15 protein-coding genes are annotated in these 18,706 nt (G+C 70.9%); 6 read left to right on the top strand and 9 right to left on the bottom strand.

Going from position 1 to position 18,706, the window contains the following annotated elements:
- Positions 1 to 114 precede the first annotated feature (114 nt).
- Positions 115 to 999 (top strand): DMT family transporter, encoded by an 885-nt coding sequence (locus EO776_RS08890; RefSeq protein WP_086219116.1) that lies wholly within the window; start codon positions 115 to 117, stop codon positions 997 to 999.
- A 63-nt stretch (positions 1,000 to 1,062) separates the two neighbouring features.
- A complete protein-coding gene (locus EO776_RS08885; protein WP_100050357.1) occupies positions 1,063 to 2,640 on the top strand; it encodes a sensor histidine kinase in 1,578 nt (525 codons plus the stop codon).
- Positions 2,641 to 2,678: 38 nt separating this feature from the next.
- Here the strand turns inward: EO776_RS08885 and EO776_RS08880 are convergent, their stop codons facing one another.
- The gene (locus tag EO776_RS08880; protein WP_049929311.1) at positions 2,679 to 3,179 is read right to left on the bottom strand and encodes an SRPBCC family protein; all 501 of its coding nucleotides are present in this window, start codon (positions 3,177 to 3,179) and stop codon (positions 2,679 to 2,681) included.
- An 89-nt stretch (positions 3,180 to 3,268) separates the two neighbouring features.
- Here EO776_RS08880 and EO776_RS08875 point away from each other — a divergent pair, with 89 nt between their 5' ends.
- Together EO776_RS08875 and EO776_RS08870 are read left to right on the top strand one after the other, a co-directional pair.
- Positions 3,269 to 4,195: a DNA-3-methyladenine glycosylase family protein gene (locus EO776_RS08875; protein ID WP_049929312.1), complete on the top strand. Its 927-nt coding sequence runs from the start codon at positions 3,269 to 3,271 to the stop codon at positions 4,193 to 4,195.
- 68 nt (positions 4,196 to 4,263) lie between these two features.
- Positions 4,264 to 4,722, top strand: a complete 459-nt coding sequence (locus EO776_RS08870; RefSeq protein WP_086216559.1) for a DUF555 domain-containing protein — start codon at positions 4,264 to 4,266, stop codon at positions 4,720 to 4,722.
- A gap of 96 nt (positions 4,723 to 4,818) precedes the next feature.
- On the opposite strand, the gene EO776_RS08865 is transcribed toward EO776_RS08870, so the two are convergent.
- The 5 genes from EO776_RS08865 to EO776_RS08845 all read right to left on the bottom strand — a co-directional run bounded on the left by EO776_RS08865 (position 4,819) and on the right by EO776_RS08845 (position 8,717).
- On the bottom strand, positions 4,819 to 5,052 hold the full coding sequence (locus EO776_RS08865) for a UPF0058 family protein (RefSeq protein ID WP_004598519.1): 234 nt from the start codon (positions 5,050 to 5,052) through the stop codon (positions 4,819 to 4,821).
- A 243-nt stretch (positions 5,053 to 5,295) separates the two neighbouring features.
- On the bottom strand, positions 5,296 to 5,475 hold the full coding sequence (locus EO776_RS08860) for a DUF7836 family putative zinc-binding protein (protein WP_049929314.1): 180 nt from the start codon (positions 5,473 to 5,475) through the stop codon (positions 5,296 to 5,298).
- Positions 5,476 to 5,576: 101 nt separating this feature from the next.
- Positions 5,577 to 6,623, bottom strand: coding sequence for a transcription initiation factor IIB (locus tag EO776_RS08855; protein WP_129452392.1), 1,047 nt, complete (start codon positions 6,621 to 6,623; stop codon positions 5,577 to 5,579).
- Positions 6,624 to 6,980: 357 nt separating this feature from the next.
- A complete protein-coding gene (locus EO776_RS08850; protein WP_086216560.1) occupies positions 6,981 to 8,294 on the bottom strand; it encodes a Zn-dependent hydrolase in 1,314 nt (437 codons plus the stop codon).
- Between the two features lie 90 nt (positions 8,295 to 8,384).
- Positions 8,385 to 8,717, bottom strand: a complete 333-nt coding sequence (locus tag EO776_RS08845) for a hypothetical protein (RefSeq protein WP_049929317.1) — start codon at positions 8,715 to 8,717, stop codon at positions 8,385 to 8,387.
- Positions 8,718 to 8,812: 95 nt separating this feature from the next.
- Here EO776_RS08845 and EO776_RS08840 point away from each other — a divergent pair, with 95 nt between their 5' ends.
- Positions 8,813 to 9,025, top strand: a complete 213-nt coding sequence (locus tag EO776_RS08840) for a PLDc N-terminal domain-containing protein (protein WP_049929318.1) — start codon at positions 8,813 to 8,815, stop codon at positions 9,023 to 9,025.
- A gap of 60 nt (positions 9,026 to 9,085) precedes the next feature.
- Here EO776_RS08840 and EO776_RS08835 read toward each other — a convergent pair whose 3' ends face one another.
- The 3 genes from EO776_RS08835 to malA form a co-directional block, all read right to left on the bottom strand.
- On the bottom strand, positions 9,086 to 10,114 hold the full coding sequence (locus EO776_RS08835; RefSeq protein ID WP_089307541.1) for a sodium:calcium antiporter: 1,029 nt from the start codon (positions 10,112 to 10,114) through the stop codon (positions 9,086 to 9,088).
- A gap of 4 nt (positions 10,115 to 10,118) precedes the next feature.
- Positions 10,119 to 11,609, bottom strand: a complete 1,491-nt coding sequence (gene malQ / locus EO776_RS08830) for a 4-alpha-glucanotransferase (RefSeq protein ID WP_129452391.1) — start codon at positions 11,607 to 11,609, stop codon at positions 10,119 to 10,121.
- A gap of 124 nt (positions 11,610 to 11,733) precedes the next feature.
- On the bottom strand, positions 11,734 to 13,863 hold the full coding sequence (gene malA / locus EO776_RS08825) for an alpha-amylase MalA (protein ID WP_129452390.1): 2,130 nt from the start codon (positions 13,861 to 13,863) through the stop codon (positions 11,734 to 11,736).
- Positions 13,864 to 13,990: 127 nt separating this feature from the next.
- Between malA and EO776_RS08820 the strand changes: the two genes are divergently transcribed.
- Positions 13,991 to 18,703, top strand: coding sequence for a glycoside hydrolase family 15 protein (locus tag EO776_RS08820; protein WP_179235198.1), 4,713 nt, complete (start codon positions 13,991 to 13,993; stop codon positions 18,701 to 18,703).
- Positions 18,704 to 18,706: the final 3 nt, after the last annotated feature.

The raw sequence follows: 18,706 nt of genomic DNA, 5'->3' as shown, positions 1-18,706 counted from the left end.
AAATCACCGTCGGCGTCGGTCGCTGACCGAGGATCACGGGAGTATCTGCGTCGCGTCGGTCGATCGGCTCTCGAAAGCCGTAAGCAGTCGCCGTTCGAAGCGTCGTGGAACCCGATGACCTCGAACCCGGCGGTGTCACCCAAGGCGGCGCTGGCGACGGCGGTCGCAGCCGTGAGCGCGGGCGCCATCCTCGTCCGTCTGAGCGAGGCGCCGAGTTCGGTCGCCGCCTTCTATCGGGTGTTGTTCACGACGGTGCCGCTGGGGGCGGTCGCTGCGTGGCGGTATCGAGCGGATCTCGCGCGGATCCGGCCCCGCGATCTCGCGTTCGCGGCCCTGTCCGGGGTCGCGCTCGCGGTTCACTTCGCGGCGTGGTTCGAGAGCCTCCGGTGGACGAGCGTCGCCGCGAGCGTGACCCTCGTTCAGGCGCAACCGGTGTTCGTCGCGCTCGGCGCCTGGCTGCTGTTGCGCGAGCGCGTTACCCGCCGCATGGCGGCGGGTATCGCCGTCGCGGTGGGCGGGATGGTGTCGATGTCGTTCGGTGACTTCCTCAGCGGCGTGGCGGTCGGCCCCCGTCCGCTGTACGGAAACGCGCTGGCGTTGACCGGGGCGGTCGCCGCCGCGGGCTACGTGTTGGCCGGGCGGTCGCTGCGGCAACGCATCTCGCTCGTCCCCTACGTCACGGTCGTGTACGGCGTCTGCGTGCTCGTCTTGCTCTCGTTCGTCCTCGCGGCGGGACATCCGCTTACGGGATACCCGCCTCGGGAATGGCTCCTGTTCGTCGGCCTCGCGGCCGGTCCGGGACTACTCGGCCACACCGTTCTCAACTGGGCGCTCGCACACCTCGAGTCGAGCGTCGTCTCCGTCTCGCTGCTCGGCGAACCGGTCGGGGCGACGCTGCTCGCCGTCGCGTTCCTGTCGGAGACTCCGACGCCGGCGACGGTCGTCGGCGGGTGCGTCGTTCTCTTGGGGATATACGTCACGGCGGCCGCTGACCGGTGACAGCGTTTTCAGCGTCGATATTTTGGGGTAAACGTTGAAACCGTCTGGCCGGTTGATTAAGATATGGACCGGCGAACGGTCGTCGCGTTTGTAGGAGAAAATGCCCGCGCGAGCGACCGCGTAACGCGCGCGGTCGACGCCGCTTGGAAGGGGCCCGACGGACCGACGGTTCGGACGTTCGCCCCGGCCGATCTGGGTGAGGAACGCGACGACGAGGGCCCGCTGAACGACACCTGCGGTGTCGTCGTCACCGCCGCGGCGGCGGCCGACGACGCGGTAACGGAGCGGCTCGCGGCGCTCCCGTCAAACGTGCCGGTGATCGCGCTCGTCGAGGACGCGACGACGGAGACGATCCGCGCCCTGCTGGCGGCCGGCGTCGACGACGTGGTCACCGTCGACGACTGGGCGCTGTCCCCCGACGAGAGCGACGCCGTCCGGTCGCTCGCCGAACGCCTCGCGGGACTGTTAGAGCCCGACCGCGTCCAGCTCGGAACCGACGATGTCGCTCGCCTCTCTGAGGTCTTGCTCGACGCCGGGACGACGCTGATGAGCACCCGCACCGACGAGGTCGGAACGAAGATCGAGTGGACGATGGAGAACGTCGGCGAGCACGCCGAGCTCGACCGGATAATCTGTTACCGAGAGGAGGACGGGCAGTTCGTGCCGGCGTACAGCTGGTGTCCCGACGGCTTCGACCCCGCCCCGAGGCGGTTCGATGACTTCCCAGACCCCGACCAGCTGTCGACGTTCGGCAACGTCGCTCGGGGGGCGGCTCCTCCGCGCGGTGAAGACGTCTCGACCGCTGACACTGACGAGGCGGGTCCGCCGGCGACGGTTCACGTACCGCTCGTCGTCGACTGGGAGCTGAGCGGAATCGTCGCTTTCGAGTCCGACGACTACCGGACGTGGACCGACGACGAGGTCGACCTGTACCGTACTCTCGGGGATCTGGTCGCGCACACGATCGCGCGCAACGACCGTCGGGCGGCGCTCCGCCGACAGGCGGAACAGCTCGAGCAGTTCAGTGCGGTCGTCTCACACGATCTCCGGAATCCGCTAAACGTGCTCTCGGGGTACCTGTCGCTCTCCGAGGACGAGCTGACGCCGTCGCGATACGATGCCATGAGCGGCGCGGTCGACCGCATGGAAACGCTGATCGACGATCTGCTCATGCTCGCGCGGCGCGGGGAGGCGATCGGCGAGACGGAGTCGGTTCCGATCGAGGCCGTCGCGAAAGACGCGTGGGCGTCCGTCCGGTCGCCCGAGGCGACGCTCACTATCGCGGATGAGGTCGGTCAGGTCGAGGCCGACCCGGGACGACTCCGGCAGGCGCTGGAGAACCTCTTCCGGAACGCGATCGATCACGCGGGCCGGGATGTGGCGATAGAGATCGGCCCGCTCACCACGGAGGACGGCCGCCGCGGGATGTACGTCGCGGACGACGGTCCGGGGATACCGGTCGAACTCGCCGACACGGTCTTCGACTCCGGCGTCTCGTCCGCCGACAGCTCAGGGATCGGGCTGGCGATCGTCGACCGGATCGTGGAGGCCCACGAGTGGGACATCGAGGCCCGAAACGACGACGGCGCGGTCTTCGAGCTCACGTTCGGCGTGAGCGCGACGCAGGTCGCGTCGGCGTAGCGGATTCGCTCGGTGTCGGCGGCGGCTCCGTGACGCCGTTATGCGTCGGAGAACCGGTCGACGGTGCGCCGGTGACGGTCTCGGAACATGCCCTCGAACCCGATTTTCGCCGCGGGTCCGACGAAGTCGCCGAGCGGGCCGAGCGGCAGTCGATACGCGACCGTATCGACGAGCAGGGTCTCGTCCCCGTCGGCGTAGAACGCGTGGGTGTGCTGCCACCGTCGGAACGGTCCGTCCTCCATCTCGTCGACGAACCGCGCGGAGCGCTCGGGTGGGGTCTCCCCGTCGGGGTCGCGCTCGACGATGCGCGAAGTCCACCGCTGACGCGGGCCCGCTCCGAACGGTCGGACCGACATCTCGATCGCCGATCCGGCGACGAGAACCCCCGGATCGGACTCGCCGTCCGGTCCCTCCACGCCGTCGATGTGGAGGCGCATCCAGTCGGGGGTGAGTTCGCGCAGTCCGTCGACCGTGGAGTGGAATGCCCACACGTCTTCGACCGGAGCGGGCACCCGAATCGTCCGCCTGTACGTCGGCATACGTCCGGTACGGTGCGGTCGGACAAAAAGCCGTCCACGGCGGGCCGCGACCGAAACTCGCATGCCTGCGCGCGCGCTGATCGAATACGATGGAACGCGGGGCGATCGACGTCGGCGATCTGGCTGGACCGTTCGACCTTCAGGCGACCCTCGAAAGCGGCCAGAGTTACCTCTGGAACCGGTCCGACGGCGACACGTATGACGAACTTCACGCGCACGGCGGCGACGCGTGGTACGAGACCGTCGTCGATCCGATCCCCGGGGTGACCGACGAGCGCGTCGCGGTGCGGGTCCGACAGGAGGGAGGCGTCCACGACGGCACCCTCCGCTGGGAGGCGTCGACGGACGTTGAGCCGCTGTTGACGCACCTGCTCCGGCTCGACGACGACCTCAACGCGATCCTCGACGCCACGCCAGATCTGCCCCTGCTGGAGCGCGCGTACGACGCCTACGAGGGAATGCGACTGACCCGCGACCCGGTCTTCCCGTGTCTGATCTCGTTCATCTGTTCGGCCCAGATGCGGGTTGCCCGGATCCACGGGATGCAGCGCCGGCTCCGAGAGACGTACGGGGACGCAGTTCGACTCGACGACGAGACGTATCGGGCGTTCCCGACGCCCGAGCAGCTGGCGGCGCGGACGGAGGACGAACTCCGTGATCTCTCCTTGGGCTACCGCGCGCCGTACGTCCAGCGGACCGCGGAGATGGTCGCGACGGGCGAGGCCGACCTCTCGGAAGCGGCCGATCTCCCCTACGAAGAGGCCCGCGAGTCGCTCACGCGGTTCGTCGGCGTCGGTGACAAGGTCGCCGACTGCGTACTGCTGTTCTCGCTGGGATTCCTGGAGGCGGTGCCGTTGGACACGTGGATCCGCACCACCATCGAGGAGTATTACCCCGACTGCGACCGCGGGAGCTACGCTGCGACCTCCCGCGCGATCCGCGAGCGCTTCGGGGGCGAGTTCGCCGGCTACGCCCAGACGTACGTGTTCTACTACCTCCGCGCCGGCGGCGAGTGACCGGCGCGGCGCCCGGAGTCCGGCGCGGCCGAAGTTTGATACTCGTTCGCGTGGTACGCACAATCGTGATGGACTGTCGAGTCGTCGTCGAGGCCGCGGTCCCGGTGTACGACGTGGAGACCGCCGACGAGGCGGTCCGGATCGCCATCTCGAAGACCGGTGAGATGCTCAACCCGGACCTCAACTACGTCGAGATCGACACCGGGACCCGGACGTCGCCGAGCGGCGAACCGCTCGATCCGGCGTTCGTCGCGGCCGACGAGGCGCTCGTCGCCTTGGAGCTCCGGATGGACGTGTTCAACGTCGACCGCGGCGAACACGCCAGCCGCGTCGCGCGAAAGGAGATCGGGAAGCGACTCCGCAACATCCCGCTGAAGGTCCTTACCGTCACCGAGATCGGTCCCGAAGAGAGCGACCGCGCCGACGACGCGTCGACCGCGACAGGGAAGTCAGCGTCGGGCGACGAGGAGTCGAGCCGCAGCGACGGATCGGCACTCAGCGGCGGCGAGGAGCATGAGGAGTTCTGAGCCGGTCGCCTCCGTGCTGCCGGCTCTCGACGGGAGCGGCCGCGACGCTGGTCGGCGTTTGGTGCGGTCGGCGAGGAGCGGTACGCGGTAAACGTCTCAGTCGGCCGTCGGGGCCAGCGGCTCCGATTCGGACGACTCCATCGGCTCAGTGATTCCCTCTGTCAGCTTGAAAACGGCCGCCTTGTGGTCGGTCTTCGATTTGTGGATCGACGTCGGTTTCACGCCCAGTTCCTCGTAGGCTTCGAGGTCAACGTCGTCGTCCCAGAACTCGCACTGTTTTCGTACCTCCGCGAGGAGACCGTGAAGATGGATGAGCTCCTGCTTCTTCATGAGTACCAGTCCTTTGCTACCGGAGGTTTATATTATTATCTTGAGTAACGTTACCACACTATCCGCGTATTTCGCGAGTAGCAACGCGGAGAAGTGGGTTCTCGATAGATCGTTCAGGATCGTTTCCCGCGATCCGTCGCTACCCGAGGTCGACGACGATCAAAAAGTCGTTCGCGAGACGCCGACCGTGTGCGGTCGGGGCTCCGGTCTCAGGGGTGGTCGAGCCCGCGACCCGGCACGGCGCTACTGGAACTGTCTGACGGCTTCGAGGTCGCGCTCGGTTCGCATGAACTCGGTCAGGCGCCGCGTCGCGTGACACGCCGGACAACTGAAGTTAGACCGCAGGTCCTGAAGCTCGGCCGGGTTGTCCTGCCACTCCTTGCCGCACTCCGGACAGACGAGTCTGACGAACGCATCAACCATGTCACCCTGTACAGTCGGCCGCGTTAAAAACGTGGGTGGCGATCGGGGGTCGAGTGTCGAGCCCGACGAGACCGACATCGAACCGAGTTCCTGACGGCGCCTCAGGCGCTCGCGGCGCCGCTCGCGTCGAGGAGCTCCTTGTATCGATTCCGGATGGTGACCTCGCTGATGTCGGCGACCTCCGAGACCTGACTCTGCGTCACCTTCTCGTTCGACAGGAGCGCGGCGGCGTAGACGGCGGCGGCGGCCAGTCCGACCGGCGACTTACCGCTCGTGATCCCGGCGTTCGCGGCGTCGTCGAGCAGTTCGCGTGCGCGCCGCTCCGTCTCCTCCGAGAGGCCGAGCCGCGAGACGAACCGCGGGACGTAGCTCGTCGGGTCCGCCGGCTGGACGCGCAGTCCGAGCTCGCGGATGACGTACCGGTACGTCCGCGTGAGCTCCATCTTCTCGACACGGGAGACCGTCGTGAACTCGTCGAGGCTCCGCGGGTTCCCCACCTGCCGGGCTGCGGCGTACAGCGAGGCCGTCGCGACGCCCTCGATGGAGCGGCCGGGAAGCAGGTCCTCGTCGAGCGCGCGGCGGTAGATGACGCTCGCGGTCTCGCGGACGTTGTCGGGGAGGCCGAGGGCGCTGGCCATGCGGTCGATCTCGCCGAGCGCCTGCTTGAGGTTGCGCTCCTTGGAGTCGCGGGTGCGGAACCGCTCGTTCCACGTCCGCAGCCGCTGCATGCGGCGTCGCTGCCGGCCCGAGAGCGACTTGCCGTAGGCGTCCTTATCCTGCCAGCCGATGTTCGTCGAGAGCCCCTTGTCGTGCATCATGTTCGTCGTCGGAGCGCCGACCCGCGACTTGCTGTCTCGCTCGTTCGAGTTGAACGCGCGCCACTCCGGCCCGCGGTCGACCGAGTCCGCCTCGACGACGAGCCCGCAGTCGTCACACACCGTCTCGCCGTGCTCCGTGTCGGTCGCGAGCCGACCGCCGCACTCGGGGCAGGTCGTGGTGGGCTCGCGCTCGCTCTCCGTCGGCTCCGCGACGGCCGCCAACTCCGACGCCCTCGTTCGCGTGCGCTCGCCGCCCGCGGACGCGTCCGCGGAGTCCGCCCGTCCTTCCCGTTCCGTGCCGCCGTCGCTGTAGGTATGTGTCTCTGTCATGGGTGTGCTCCGACGATCCCCCGACGAAAATACAGCGAGGTCCGCGAATCGCCAGCTCGTTAACGTATAGTTAGTCGCAAAAGTATATAAATATATCTATAATTGAGCGCGGCGTTGCGACCGGAAGCGGCTTCATACGTCGGTGTACGCGGATATGTGACCTCGACCTCGTCCTATCCGCGATCGGTGATGTCCCGGAGCGGAGTCGTGCGACCGTATTTATACTTCACTCTCAGTGACCGCCCCCACGCAGCGAGGCCGGTCCTCGACTCAAGGGGCCGGTCGGCGCCCCACCCGAGGTCCGTGTGCCTGAGAGGCCACCGGGTACAGCGCCGACCTCGCTCGCACCGTCGACCGTCACCGCTCGTCGACCGCGGCGCGCGCGAGCGCGCCCGCCAGCACCTCGGTCGCCGCGGCGCAGTCGTCCCAGTCGGTCCACTCTCGGGGGTTGTGCGAAATCCCGTCGCGGGACGGAGCGAACAGCAGCGACGCGTCCGTGACGCGCGCGACCCGCATCGCGTCGTGCGCCGCGCCCGAGTGGAGGTCGATCGCCTCCCGCCCGGCGGCGTCGGCGGCGCCGTGTGCGGCCCCGCGGAGCCGGTCGCTCATCGGCGTGGGCGCAACGTCGAACGGTCGCTCGAACGCGGTCTCGACGCCCCGCTCGCGCTCCAGCCGCGCGAGCGAGTCGCGCGCGGCCTCGACGATCGCCTCCATGGATCCGGCCTCGACGTCGCGGATATCCACGCCGGCCTCGACGCGGCCGGGAACCACGTTCGTCGCGTTCGGCGCGACCGACAGCGACCCGACGGTGCCCACCGCCGAGGGCGACGAGGACGCCACGACCTCGTTCGCGGCGGCTTCGACGTCCAACACGAACTCGCTCGCGGCCGCGAGCGCGTCGGTCCGCTCGTCCATCGGGGTCGCGCCCGCGTGGTTCGCCTCGCCTTCGATCGCTGCCTCGCAATGGGTGATCCCGGTGATCGTCGTCACGACACCGACCGCCGCGCCCGCTTCCTCCAGCGTCGTGTCCTGCTCGATGTGGAGCTCGTAGAACGCCGCCCACGACGCGGGATCGAGCGTCGTCGGGTCGCCGTCGTCGTCGGTCGGCGTGGCGGCGTCGACGGCGTCGCCCCCGCGGTAGCCGATCCGGTCGAGCGCCTCGCCGAGCGTCTCTCCGCCAGCGTTCGACAGCGCGAGCGCGTCGTCGAGCGCCGTCTCGCTGGTCGCGACTGACGAACCGAGGAGCCCGTTGCCGAAGCTGCCTCCCTCCTCCTCGGTGAAGCTGACGACGGCGACCGGTCGGTCCGGCTCGGCCCCTGCGTCACGCATCGCGCGGACCGCCTCCAACGCGGCGTACACCCCGAGCGGGCCGTCGAAGATCCCGCCCTCCGGCACGCTGTCGAGGTGGCTCCCCGAAACGACCGGAGCCGCCTCGGGATCGGCGCTCGCCGGGACCCACGTCCCGAGGACGTTTCCGACCGCGTCGACCGCGACGTCGAGACCGGCGGCTCGAAGCCGTTCGACCAGCCGGTCCCTGGCGCGACGGTTCGCCTCGGATCCAGTGCGATTCGTTCGCGCGTGCGCGTCCGGATCGCCCGTTTCGACGCGGCCGAACGCCGCATTCGCCTCGATGTCCGCGCGGAGCCGGTCCGCGTCGACTGGGAGCGTCATACCTGAGCCGGGCGCTCCGCGATCAAAACGGTTCGGGCTCCGGCGGTCGCGTCGAGGCGGGTGTCTGGGCGGTCACCTCCCGAGTGGCCTTCACTCCCCGCGCCGCGCGAGCCAGTAGCCGGCCGAGCCCAGCCCGAGTCCGGCCGCGAACGCGCGGCTCGCCGCCTTCCCGTCGATCGACCGCTCGGCGGCGACGCCGAGCGCCGCCCACGCCAGCGCGATCCCGAGGCTTCGTGCCGGGCCGCCGCGGAACCGCCGACAGCCCGCGGTCGCCCGCGCGTGACGGTAGAGGTAGCCGACCGCGAAGCCGGTCGCGAACGGTGCCGCCGGAACCCCCTCGGTGTCGGTCCGCGACAGCGCGAGCAGCGCGAGGCCGCAGCAGAGCTCGGTCGTGGCACCCGCTGCGCGCACGACACCGACCATGCGTACCGTTCACATCCGTCACCCATAGCCGTTTCGCCGGGAGCGCCTTCCGATCCCGAAGACACTTTGCGCGCGGCGTCGTGGTGTCAGCCGACATGTCCCCGTTGCTCCTCCAAGGCGCGGCGGCCGGTATCGCCCTCTTAGTCAGTCTCGGGTTCCTCGTCGTCCACCTCGCGATGATCGTGTGGACGTACTCTGACGCGCAGAGCCGCAGCGAGCACCCGCCGATCCTGTGGGCGCTCGTCGTGTTCTTCGCGCCGCTTCTCGGGATCCTGCTGTACCTCATCATCGGGCGGGACTCCTACTGAGCCGCCGTCTCACGCACCGGGGCCGACGAGTGGTTCCCGGCGCCGATCCCGCCGGAGGACTCACACGCCCTTGAGCACGCTCGTCACGCCGACGCTCTCGGCGACGACCCACGCGACGAACAGCCCGTAGGCCGCGAGCAGCGCGTACGACTCGCGCTCGTTGAGCGCGAGGCTCGTCCGGAGCGTCACGAACAGCAGGACGGTCGCGACCGTCAACACGCCGAGCATCGGCACCGCCGTCGAGAAGTTGACGGCGACCTCGCCGACGATCAGCACGCCGAGCGGGATAGCGACGAGCAGGTCGAACGTGTTCGATCCGAGGACGTTTCCGAGGCTCGTCGTCCCCCGGTTCTCGCGCGCCGTCCGGACGCTGACCAGCGTGTCCGGGAGGCTCGTCGCTGCCGCGACGACCGTGACGCCGGCGAGGAACTCCGGGACTCCGAAAGTGACGCCGAGCGACTCCACCGACGCCACGAGCCGCTCGACGGTGACGACGATGACCGCGAGCCCGCCGCCGAGCTTCGCCCACTCGCGCCGAATGTCGATCCCCTCACGGACGCGGTCTATCGCCGCGTCGTCGACGTCCTGATACTGGATGAAGAGGTAGAGACCGTACAGCGCGAGCGGGATGACCGCGAGCGAGCGCGGCAACGTCCCGACGATCGGGTCCGTCGACACCGGGAAGTAGATGACCGCGAGCGCGAACGTCACGACCAGCGCGGAGACCGCCAGCATGTAGAACTGCGCCTCCTTGTACACGATCGCCCGGTTGGCTTCCAGCTCGTCCTCGCCTCCGAGTCCGGCGGCCGCGGGAATCACGAGAACGTTGAAGATGGCCGACCCGACGAGCGCGCCCACGCCCATGTCGAAGACGCCGGTGAGAGCGGTGACCAGCACGCTCACGAGCTCCGGGAAGCTCGATCCGACCGCGACGACGATCGACCCTTGAACCACCTCCGGGAGCCCGTAGTACCCGGACAGCGTCTCGGCGGCCTCCTCCAACCAGCCGCTCCCGAGCCAGATGAACGCGGTCGCCGCGGCGATCACGAGGACGTGGACGAGTGGCGAGTCGGGGAGGGCGCCCGTCACGGCGCTAGCGCACGTGCTTCCCGGCCAGCTCCCACAGCCGGTCCGCGATCGCGTCGTCGAGGTCGTCGCGGGCGACGCGCCACTCCCAGTTGCCGTCCAGCGTCCCGGGCTCGTTGAACCGGGACTCGCTGCCGAGCCCGAGCAGGTCCTGAATCGTCGCCACGGCGAGGATCGCGTCCGAACTCCACACCTCGTCGATGATCGCCCACTCGGGCGGCTCGTCGGGGTCGCTCCCGACGTTGTACCGGAAGCAGTCGCGCTGCTCGGCGGGGAGGTCCTCGAAGTAGCCGGCCCACGTGTCGGTGTCGTGCGTCGAGGTGTAGCCGACGACCCCCTCGCCGTAGTGCATCGGCTGGTACTCGTTCCCCTCCGCGCACCAGTCGGCGTACTGCGGGACGCGCATCCCCGGGAAGCCGAACTCGGCCATCAGCTCGTCCATCGCCGGGTCCTCGAAGCCGAGGTCCTCGGCGATGAACGGAGCCGCGCCGAGCTCGCGCTCGACGGCCTCGAACAGGTCGCGGCCCGGCCCGTCGCGCCACTCGCCGTCCGCGGGGTCGTCGCTGTCGGCGGGGATCGCCCAGTACTTCACGAAGCCGAGGAAGTGGTCGAGCCGCGCCACGTCCGCGAGGTCGAACAGCCGACGGAACCGGTCGAGCCACCAGTCGTACCCCGACTCGGCGAGCCGCTCCCAGTCGTACAGCGGGTTCCCCCACCGTTGGCCGGAATCGCCGGCGTTCGGCGGCACGCCCGCGACCGCAGTCGGACGGTTCCCCTCGTCGAGCCGGAACGCCTCCGGGCTCGCCCACACGTCGGCGGAGTCGAGTGCGACGTAGATGGGCACGTCGCCGACGATCGATACGCCCTCATCGGCGGCGACCGCGCGCAGTTCGTGCCACTGGCGGTCGAACGTCCACTGGACGAACGCGCGGAACCGGACCTCCGCGGCGTGTTCCTCGCGCGCCTCGGCCAGCGCGTCCGGGTCTCGCGTGCGCAGCGGCGCCGGCCACTCCGTCCACACGTCCTCAGGGCGGGCGTCGGAGAGCGCCCTGAACAGCGCGTAGTCGGCCAGCCACGGCTCGCGCTCGCGAAACGCGCCCAGCGCGGCGCGGTCCTCCTTGGTCGCCCGCTCCTCGAACTGCTCGAACGCGGTCCGCAACAGCGGGAGCTTGTACTCGCGGACCGCCTCGTAGTCGACGCGGTCGGTCGGGAAGTCGGGGACCGGCCGCAGGTCCCCCTCGTCGAGCCAGCCGTCGTCGACGAGCCCCTCGGGGTCGACGAACAGCGGGTTGCCGGCGAACGCGGACGGCGACTGGTACGGCGACTCCCCGGCCACGGAGAGCGTCGGCCCGATCGGACAGATCTGCCAGTGGTCGACGTCGGCGTCGCCGAGGAACGAGAGGAAGTCGCGCGCGCCCTCGCCGAGGTCGCCGATCCCGTACGCCCCCGGTAGCGAGGTGACGTGACAGAAGACGCCGTCGGAGCGGTCGAATCGCATAGGCCACCCTGCGCCCCCCACTGACTTCAAACGTTGCGTCCGGGGATCGCGTCGCGGCGGCGGAGATCGTCACGACTGGCCGCTCACTCGTCCGCGACCGGACGGCCACTCTCCGGCCCGCCGTTCACTCCTCTGCGACCGGCACCACCGCCACGTCGTCGACGCGGACCCGCTCGGTGCCCTCGCCGTCTTCGACCACGCACCGCTCGCCCGTGACCAGGTCGCGCTCGCCGTGAGCGACATCGATCGCGACGCTCGCGTCCGCGGGCGCGAAGTTGAGAACGGCGATCAGGTCCTCGTCGCCGTCGTGCCGGCGGAACGCGACCACGTCGTCCGGGTGGACGTCGCCGCTCGCGACGATCGGCCGCTCGGAGAGGTCGCCGCTCGCGACGTGGTAGCCGACGCGCGACACGTCGCCCTCCGGCCCGAGCGCCGGGTGGTCCCGTCGGGTCGCGAGCAGTCGCTCGTAGCGGTCGCGGACCTCCTCGCGCGCGTGGTCCCACGCGATCGCGTCGCGCCGGCCGCGCTGACCGATCTCCTGGCCGGCGTACACCATCGGGACGCCGGGCAGCGTCATGATCGCCGCGCCCGCGGCCGCCGCGGCGGCGTCGCCGCACTCGACGCGGTAGCGCGTCTCGTCGTGGTTCTCGATGTACTGGAGGAACTCGGCGTGGTCGGGGAACCCGATCTCCGCGCGCTGGTCGACCGCGTCGAGGACGCTCGAAGCGGGTTCCGCGCCGCGACCGACCTGGCGGAGCTGGAAGTACAGCGTCGCGTCGAAGTGGACGTCGAACATCCCCTCGTGGAAGCCGGGGATGTACGGGATCGTCTCGTCCATCAGGAGGAACTCGCGGTCGATGTCCTTCACGCGGTCGCGGAGTTCGCGCCAGAACGAGTCCGGGACCGCCCACGCCATGTCGCAGCGGAACCCGTCGACCAGCGGGGCCCACTCGTCGATCACGTCGAGGAGGAACCGCCGCACGTCGAGGTTCGCGTGGTTCAGGTTCGCGATAAGCTCCCAGTCGAAGTAGGTCCCCGGCTCGCCGGACTCCTGCCACTCGTAGCGGTCGCGGTACGGCGACTCCGGATTCTGGTAGGCGTCGCGGAACCACTCGTGGTCGCGGGCCGTGTGGTTGGCGACGAAGTCGAACAGCACGCGCATCCCGTGGTCGTGGGCCGTCTCGACGAGCGCTTCGAAGTCCTCGCGCTCGCCGAGGTCGTCGGCGGTGTCGAAGAAGTCGACGATGTTGTAGCCGTGTGGCTTCCCGTCGTGCCCGAGGACCGGCGTGAGCCAGAGCGTGTCGGCGCCGAGCTCCGCGATCCGGGGGATCCGCTCCGCGATGGCGTCGAACGCCGCGCCCTCGTCGGCGTCCGCGAAGGTGCGGACGAACACCTCGTAGACGGAGGCGCTGCGAGTCCACGCCGGCGGGTCGTTGAGTCGGAGCGTCTCGAAGTCGGGCGCGTCAGGGGTCAGAACGGCCTCGCCGCCGGCGTCGGTCGCTCCCGGCGGACCGTCCCCGGCGCGCTCGACCGCGGCCGCGTCGGCGACGCTCACGCGCGGATCCTCTCCCGAGTCCCGCGCGACCGCGACGGCGTGAACGCGGAGGCGGTCAGGAACCGCGTCGAGGGGGACGCGGAGTTCGCGGCCGCCGTTGCTCACCCGGAGCGCGTCTCGCGGGCTCGTGCGGCCGTCGGCCACCGCGGTCTCGACGTCCCGGTCGTCGACGACGAAGGTCACCGAGAGGTCGTCGGCGTCGAACGCGGACTCCGGGTTCGGCGTCGGCGTCGCGGTGAACACCGCCTCTCCGATGCCCGCGCGTGCCTCCTCCCCTCCGGTCTCGCCGCCGGTCGACTCGGCGTCGTCGCCGAACGCGACGCTCGCGTCCACCCTGACCCGCGGCCGACCCACGCCCTCGTGCCGCTCCCGCGCGGCGTAGTCCACCGGCGCGTCGTCCGCGTCGCGGTCCCGTATCGCGGTCCCGCTGCCGCCGGCGACGTCGACGCCCTCGTAGCTCGCGGGGAACGCGCGGACCGTGAGCAGGTGGTCGCCGTCCGGCGCGTCGAGCCCGAGCAGGTAACGGCCCGGAACGTCGGGCGTGAACGCCGTTACGGCGTCGTCGCCGACGGTCGCCTCGCTGCCGGGCGGGGCGTCGGCGACGCGCCAGGCGTACGTCGCGTCGGGGTTCGGGTCTCGCGGAGCCAGTTCGGTCTGCTCGCCGGTCGCGAGGAAGCGCGGGGGTCCGGGGTGGTGCATGTGACGCCAATTAACGCCCGGGGCCTTCGGTGTTGCTCTTGTTTCGGTGAGATCTGCGCCGCGCAGCGTCCGTTCGGATACCGGCCGCGGTCGTCAAGGCTTTTACTCCGGCAGTCGCAGAGCGGGTATGCGACTGCGTACCGCCCTTACGGAGCACGAACGTCGGCGCGGGGAGCGCTACCCGGCGGAACACTCGATGACCGCCGGCGCGTTCACCGGCGACGACGGCCGACTGGTCCACGTGGGGCCGGACGGGACCGTCCACGACTGTTCGTACTCCCTCTCCGAAGTCGGCGGCGCGGACCGGCTCCGGATGGGGATCACCGCCGGGCGCGGCGTCCGCTGGTTCGACGACCTCGAGACGACCCGCCAGCACTACGACGGCGACACCCCGCTCGTCGAGACCGAGTACGACGCCGGCCGCTACACCATCCACCAGTTCGACCTCGTCGTGAGCGACACCCACCTCACGCACGTCGAGCTCCGCGGCTCGCCCCCCGCCGACGCGGAGATCGTGGCCGCCTACGCGTTCTCGCCCGACATGGTCGAGGGTCGCGTCGGTAACATGGTCCACGACGGGGCCGGCCCCGAGGACGGCGGCGTCGTCGAGGTGTACCACCGCACCGAGCACGACTTCCTCACCGCCTCGACCGGGCTCTCGAACGCCCACGGCCAGCGCCTGCGGACGATTCCGGAGCTGCTCGGCGAGGCCGACGACGGCTTCCCGCACCGCGGTGAGATCGACCGACGAGAGGACTCGCGGCTCACTCCCGACGTGGTCGTCCGCGCCCCCTTCGAGCGCGACGGCCGCACGGAGCGCGTCACGCTCGCCGGGCGAGCGGTCGTCGACCGCCGGGCCGCCCGCGACACCGGCGACGACGCGAAGGACGCGCTCACCGACGGGGTCGACCGCCAGCGCCGCATCGAGACGGTCTCGAACATCGCCACCGCGTACCCCGACGCGGACGACCTCCGCGAGGCCGCGGACGGGCGCGGACCGGACGTGCCCGCCGACGCCCCGCGACGGTCGGTGATCGCGAGCGACCTCCGCGCGCTCGACCTGCTCACCGCGGAGTCCGGGGGCCGGATCGCCGCCCCCGAGTTCGACCCGTTTTACTCCACCTCCGGCGGCTACGGCTACACGTGGTTCCGTGACGAGGCGACCGTCTCGACCGCGCTGCTCGACGCGAGCGAGGAGCTCGGCCTCGACGCCGACGAGGAGCTGCTCGCGGCCGCGAGCTTCTTCTGTCGGACGCAGGACGCCGACGGCTCGTGGCCCCACCGCGTGTGGGCCGACTCCGGGAAGGTGGCCCCCGGCTGGGCGAACGCCCGGATCGAGGGCGCGAACGCGACCCCCGGCCCGAACGATCAGCTCGACCAGCCCGCCACGGTCGTCGCGTTCCTCGCGACCCTCCGCCGCGAGGCCGACCTCCCCGAAGAGTGGCGCGACCGGATCGACGAGACGATCGCCGACGCCGTCGACTTCCTCTTCGAGACGACCGAGGACGACGGGCTCCCCCGCCGCTGTCAGAACTGCTGGGAGAACGCGCTCGGCCGGTTCACCCACACCGGCGCCGAGTACCTCCGGGCGTTCGCCGCGGTGGCGCGCGCGCCGGTCGACGAGGCACTCCGGGCCGACGCGGCCGACGCCGCTGACACCGCGCTCTCCGGGCTCGACGCGCGCTGGAACCCCGACACGGAGCGGTTCCTCCAGCGCGCGAGCGAGGAGGACCAAGACAGCCGCGCCGACGCCAGCACCTTCGCGCTCGCGACCGCGGCCGCCGAGTACGCCGCCCTGCTCGACGAGACGCCGGCGGCCGACGACGACGCGCCCGACGACGCCGCGGCCACCGACGGCTCCGGCTCGGTCGACACTGTCGCGGCGAGCGAGTTCGACCGCTTCCTCGACCGCGTCAACACCCACGTCCGGCAGTCGATCGACGCGCTCCGGCGCGAGACGTCCGCCGTGGAGGGGCTCGTGCGGTTCACCGGCGACGACTGGCGCACCGCCGAGCAGGGCGCCGCGAAGGTGTGGTCGATCGCGACGCTGTGGGGCGCGACCGCGGCGGCGACGCTCGCGGGCGTCGTCGAGGACCGCGGCGGGACCGCGGAGCCGCTGTTCGCCGACGCGCGCGACCTCTACGCCCTCTGCGAGCCGGACGGTCCCTTCGTCAACGAGGCCGGGCTGTTCGCGGAGCAGGTGTTCGACGACGGGGACCTCGACAGCGCGACGCCGATCGCGTGGTCCCACGCGCTCCGCATCGACGCCACGGTGACGCTGGCGAGCCGCGGCGAACTCCCGGTCCCGCACGACCGCGAGACCGGCCCGGAGGCGGCGCCGCACTGGACCACGGGCCGCAAGTTCGGCGTCGGTACGCCCGCCGACTACGACGCCGACGATCCGGTCCCGGTGTGGTTCACGCTCACCGAGGGGGCCCTCACCGAGGCGCGGTTCCCCCGGATCGACGTGATGAACGTCCGGACGTTCGACTTCCTCGTGGCCGACCCCGACTCCGAGTACGCGATACGGACCTTCGCCGAGACGGGCCACGTCTCGGCGACGGAGACGATCGAGCGGACGACCGAGCCGGCGGCCGACGACGCGCTGGCGTACGTCCAGACGATCCGCGAGACCGGCGACGGCCACGGCCACGGCTGGACGCTCACCGTCGAGTACGCGGTCGACACCGACGGCACCGCGATCCTCGCCGACGTCCGGTTCGAGGGGTCCCGCGAGTACGACGTGTACGCTCTCGTCGACGCCACCATCGCGAACGTCGGCACCGACGACCGCGCCGAGCGGGTCGCGGGCGACGCGGGGGCGCACCTCCTCGCGCGCAAGGACGACCCGGACCGCGACCCCGGGAAGCTCGTCGACGACGAGGGCGAGCCGTTCGCCCCCGCGCTCGCGCTGGCGAGCGGCGACGGGTTCGACTGGGCGAGCGCGCTCGCGGCCGACGGCGACGCCACCGACGCGCTGTTCGGCGACGGCGAGCGCGTCGAGGAATCGCCCGAGGCGGTCGGCAACGTCGTGCTCGCCGGTCTCGTCGGCAGCGGCGAGTCGCTGCGAGACACGGTCGCGCTCGGGTTCGCCGAGGACTCGGACACGGCGGGCGCGCTCGGCGAGGCGGAGGGCGCGCTCGCTCGCGGGTTCGACGACGCCGCGGCGGCGTACGCGCAGACGTGGCGCGCGTGGCTCGCCGACCGTGAGCTTCCCGACTCGGTCGCCGGCGACCCCGGCCTCGCGGCGCAGTATCGGTTCGCGCTGATGACGCTGGCGGCCGTCGAGGACAAGGCCCACGACGGCGCGGGGATCGCCAGCCCGTCGGTGCCGTGGGGCGAGACCGAGTACGCCGCCGAGAACCGCGGCTACGGCTACAACTTCGTCTGGTCGCGCGACCTCTATCAGGTGTTCACGGCCCTGATCGAGATGGACGAGCTCGAACGCGGCGCGGACGCCTTGGCCTACCTCTACAACACCCAGCAGGACGACGACGGGTTCCTCCCGCAGAACACCTACATCGACGGCCGGACCCGGTGGGGCGGCGAGCAGATGGACAACATCGGGTTCCCCTCGGTGATGGCGTGGCAGCTGTACGAGCGCGGCGTGACGCTCGACGACGCCGGCTACACGTACGACCAGGTCGCCCGCTCGCTCGATTACATCGCCGAGAACGGCCCCGAGACGGCACAGGAGCGCTGGGAGGAGGAGGCCGGCTACTCGCCGTCGAGCATCGCGGCCGAGATAGCGGGCCTCGTCTGCGGCGCGGCGCTCGCGCTCGCCGAGGCCGACCGGCGCGAGGAGGCGGACGGCGACGGCGCCGAATCGCCCGACTCCCTCCGCGCGGACGCGCTGGCGTGGCTCGCGCTCGCCGACGACTGGACCGCGCGCGTCGAGGAGTGGTGCGCGACCTCGACGGGGACCGACCGCCACGATCGGACCCCGTACTACATCCGGATCACGGCCGACGGGAACCCCGACTCCGGCCGACCGCGCACCATCGCCAACGACGGGCCGACGTACGACGAGCGGGAGATAATCGACGGCGGCTTCCTCGAACTCGTCCGGCTGGGGATCAAGCCCGCCGACGACCCGGTCGTCCGCAACTCCGTCTCGGTCGTCGACGACTCGATCCGGGTGGACACGCCGCACGGCGCCGCCTGGTACCGCTACGTCGGCGACGCGTACGGCGAGATCGCGGTCGGTGACCCCGGCGCGCCGTGGGCCGGGACCGGCGACGGCCGCGGGCGTCTCTGGCCGATCTTCACCGGCGAGCGCGGCGAGTACGAGCTGCGCGCCCGCGCCGACGGCCCCGACGCCTTCGGCGGGACCGACGAGGATGCGCTCGAACCCGAGGCCCTGCTCGAGACGATGGCCGGGTTCGGCAACTCCGGGCTGATGCTCCCCGAGCAGGTGTGGGACCGCGAACACCCGACGAAGTACGGCTGGGAGTTCGGCGAGGGCACCGGGGGGGCGACCCCCCTCGCGTGGTCGATGGCCGGCTTCGTCCGGTTGGCGCACGGCGTCGACGCGGACGAACCGGTCGAGACGCCGGCGGTCGTCCGGGATCGGTACGTCGAGCGCGACCGCCCCGCAGGCCCCGACCTGACCGCCACGGCCGAGTTCGTCGAGGACGCGGTCGTCGTCGCGGGCGAGACGGACGCCGAGTCCGTCGCCGTCCACACCCGAAAGACCTCGCGGCTCGTGACGCCCGACGACGACGGTGCCTTCGAGGTCGACCTCGACGCCGCGACCGACGCGGACACCGTCGTGGTCGCGGCCGCGACGGACGAGGCGTTCGAGGCGGCCGGCACGTCGGTGGAACGGCTTCGGCTCTAGGTC

Origin of the sequence: Halorubrum ezzemoulense (assembly GCF_004126515.1) — an archaeon.
Classification (GTDB): Archaea; Halobacteriota; Halobacteria; order Halobacteriales; family Haloferacaceae; genus Halorubrum; species Halorubrum ezzemoulense.
Note: the sequence above shows the minus strand (reverse complement) of the source record. Positions and strands in the feature narration are given on the sequence as shown.

Excerpts from the sequence above, each read along its gene's own strand:
- EO776_RS08840 (WP_049929318.1), top strand. The coding sequence starts at position 8,813 with ATGTCCCCGTTGCTCCTCCAAGGCGCGGCGGCCGGTATCGCCCTCTTA.
- EO776_RS08865 (WP_004598519.1), bottom strand. The coding sequence starts at position 5,052 with ATGAAGAAGCAGGAGCTCATCCATCTTCACGGTCTCCTCGCGGAGGTA.
- EO776_RS08845 (WP_049929317.1), bottom strand. The coding sequence starts at position 8,717 with ATGGTCGGTGTCGTGCGCGCAGCGGGTGCCACGACCGAGCTCTGCTGC.
- malA (WP_129452390.1), bottom strand. The coding sequence starts at position 13,863 with ATGCACCACCCCGGACCCCCGCGCTTCCTCGCGACCGGCGAGCAGACC.
- EO776_RS08880 (WP_049929311.1), bottom strand. The coding sequence starts at position 3,179 with ATGCCGACGTACAGGCGGACGATTCGGGTGCCCGCTCCGGTCGAAGAC.
- EO776_RS08850 (WP_086216560.1), bottom strand. The coding sequence starts at position 8,294 with ATGACGCTCCCAGTCGACGCGGACCGGCTCCGCGCGGACATCGAGGCG.
- EO776_RS08870 (WP_086216559.1), top strand. The coding sequence starts at position 4,264 with ATGGACTGTCGAGTCGTCGTCGAGGCCGCGGTCCCGGTGTACGACGTG.
- EO776_RS08820 (WP_179235198.1), top strand. The coding sequence starts at position 13,991 with ATGCGACTGCGTACCGCCCTTACGGAGCACGAACGTCGGCGCGGGGAG.
- EO776_RS08860 (WP_049929314.1), bottom strand. The coding sequence starts at position 5,475 with ATGGTTGATGCGTTCGTCAGACTCGTCTGTCCGGAGTGCGGCAAGGAG.
- malQ (WP_129452391.1), bottom strand. The coding sequence starts at position 11,609 with ATGCGATTCGACCGCTCCGACGGCGTCTTCTGTCACGTCACCTCGCTA.
- EO776_RS08855 (WP_129452392.1), bottom strand. The coding sequence starts at position 6,623 with ATGACAGAGACACATACCTACAGCGACGGCGGCACGGAACGGGAAGGA.
- EO776_RS08875 (WP_049929312.1), top strand. The coding sequence starts at position 3,269 with ATGGAACGCGGGGCGATCGACGTCGGCGATCTGGCTGGACCGTTCGAC.
- EO776_RS08890 (WP_086219116.1), top strand. The coding sequence starts at position 115 with ATGACCTCGAACCCGGCGGTGTCACCCAAGGCGGCGCTGGCGACGGCG.
- EO776_RS08885 (WP_100050357.1), top strand. The coding sequence starts at position 1,063 with ATGGACCGGCGAACGGTCGTCGCGTTTGTAGGAGAAAATGCCCGCGCG.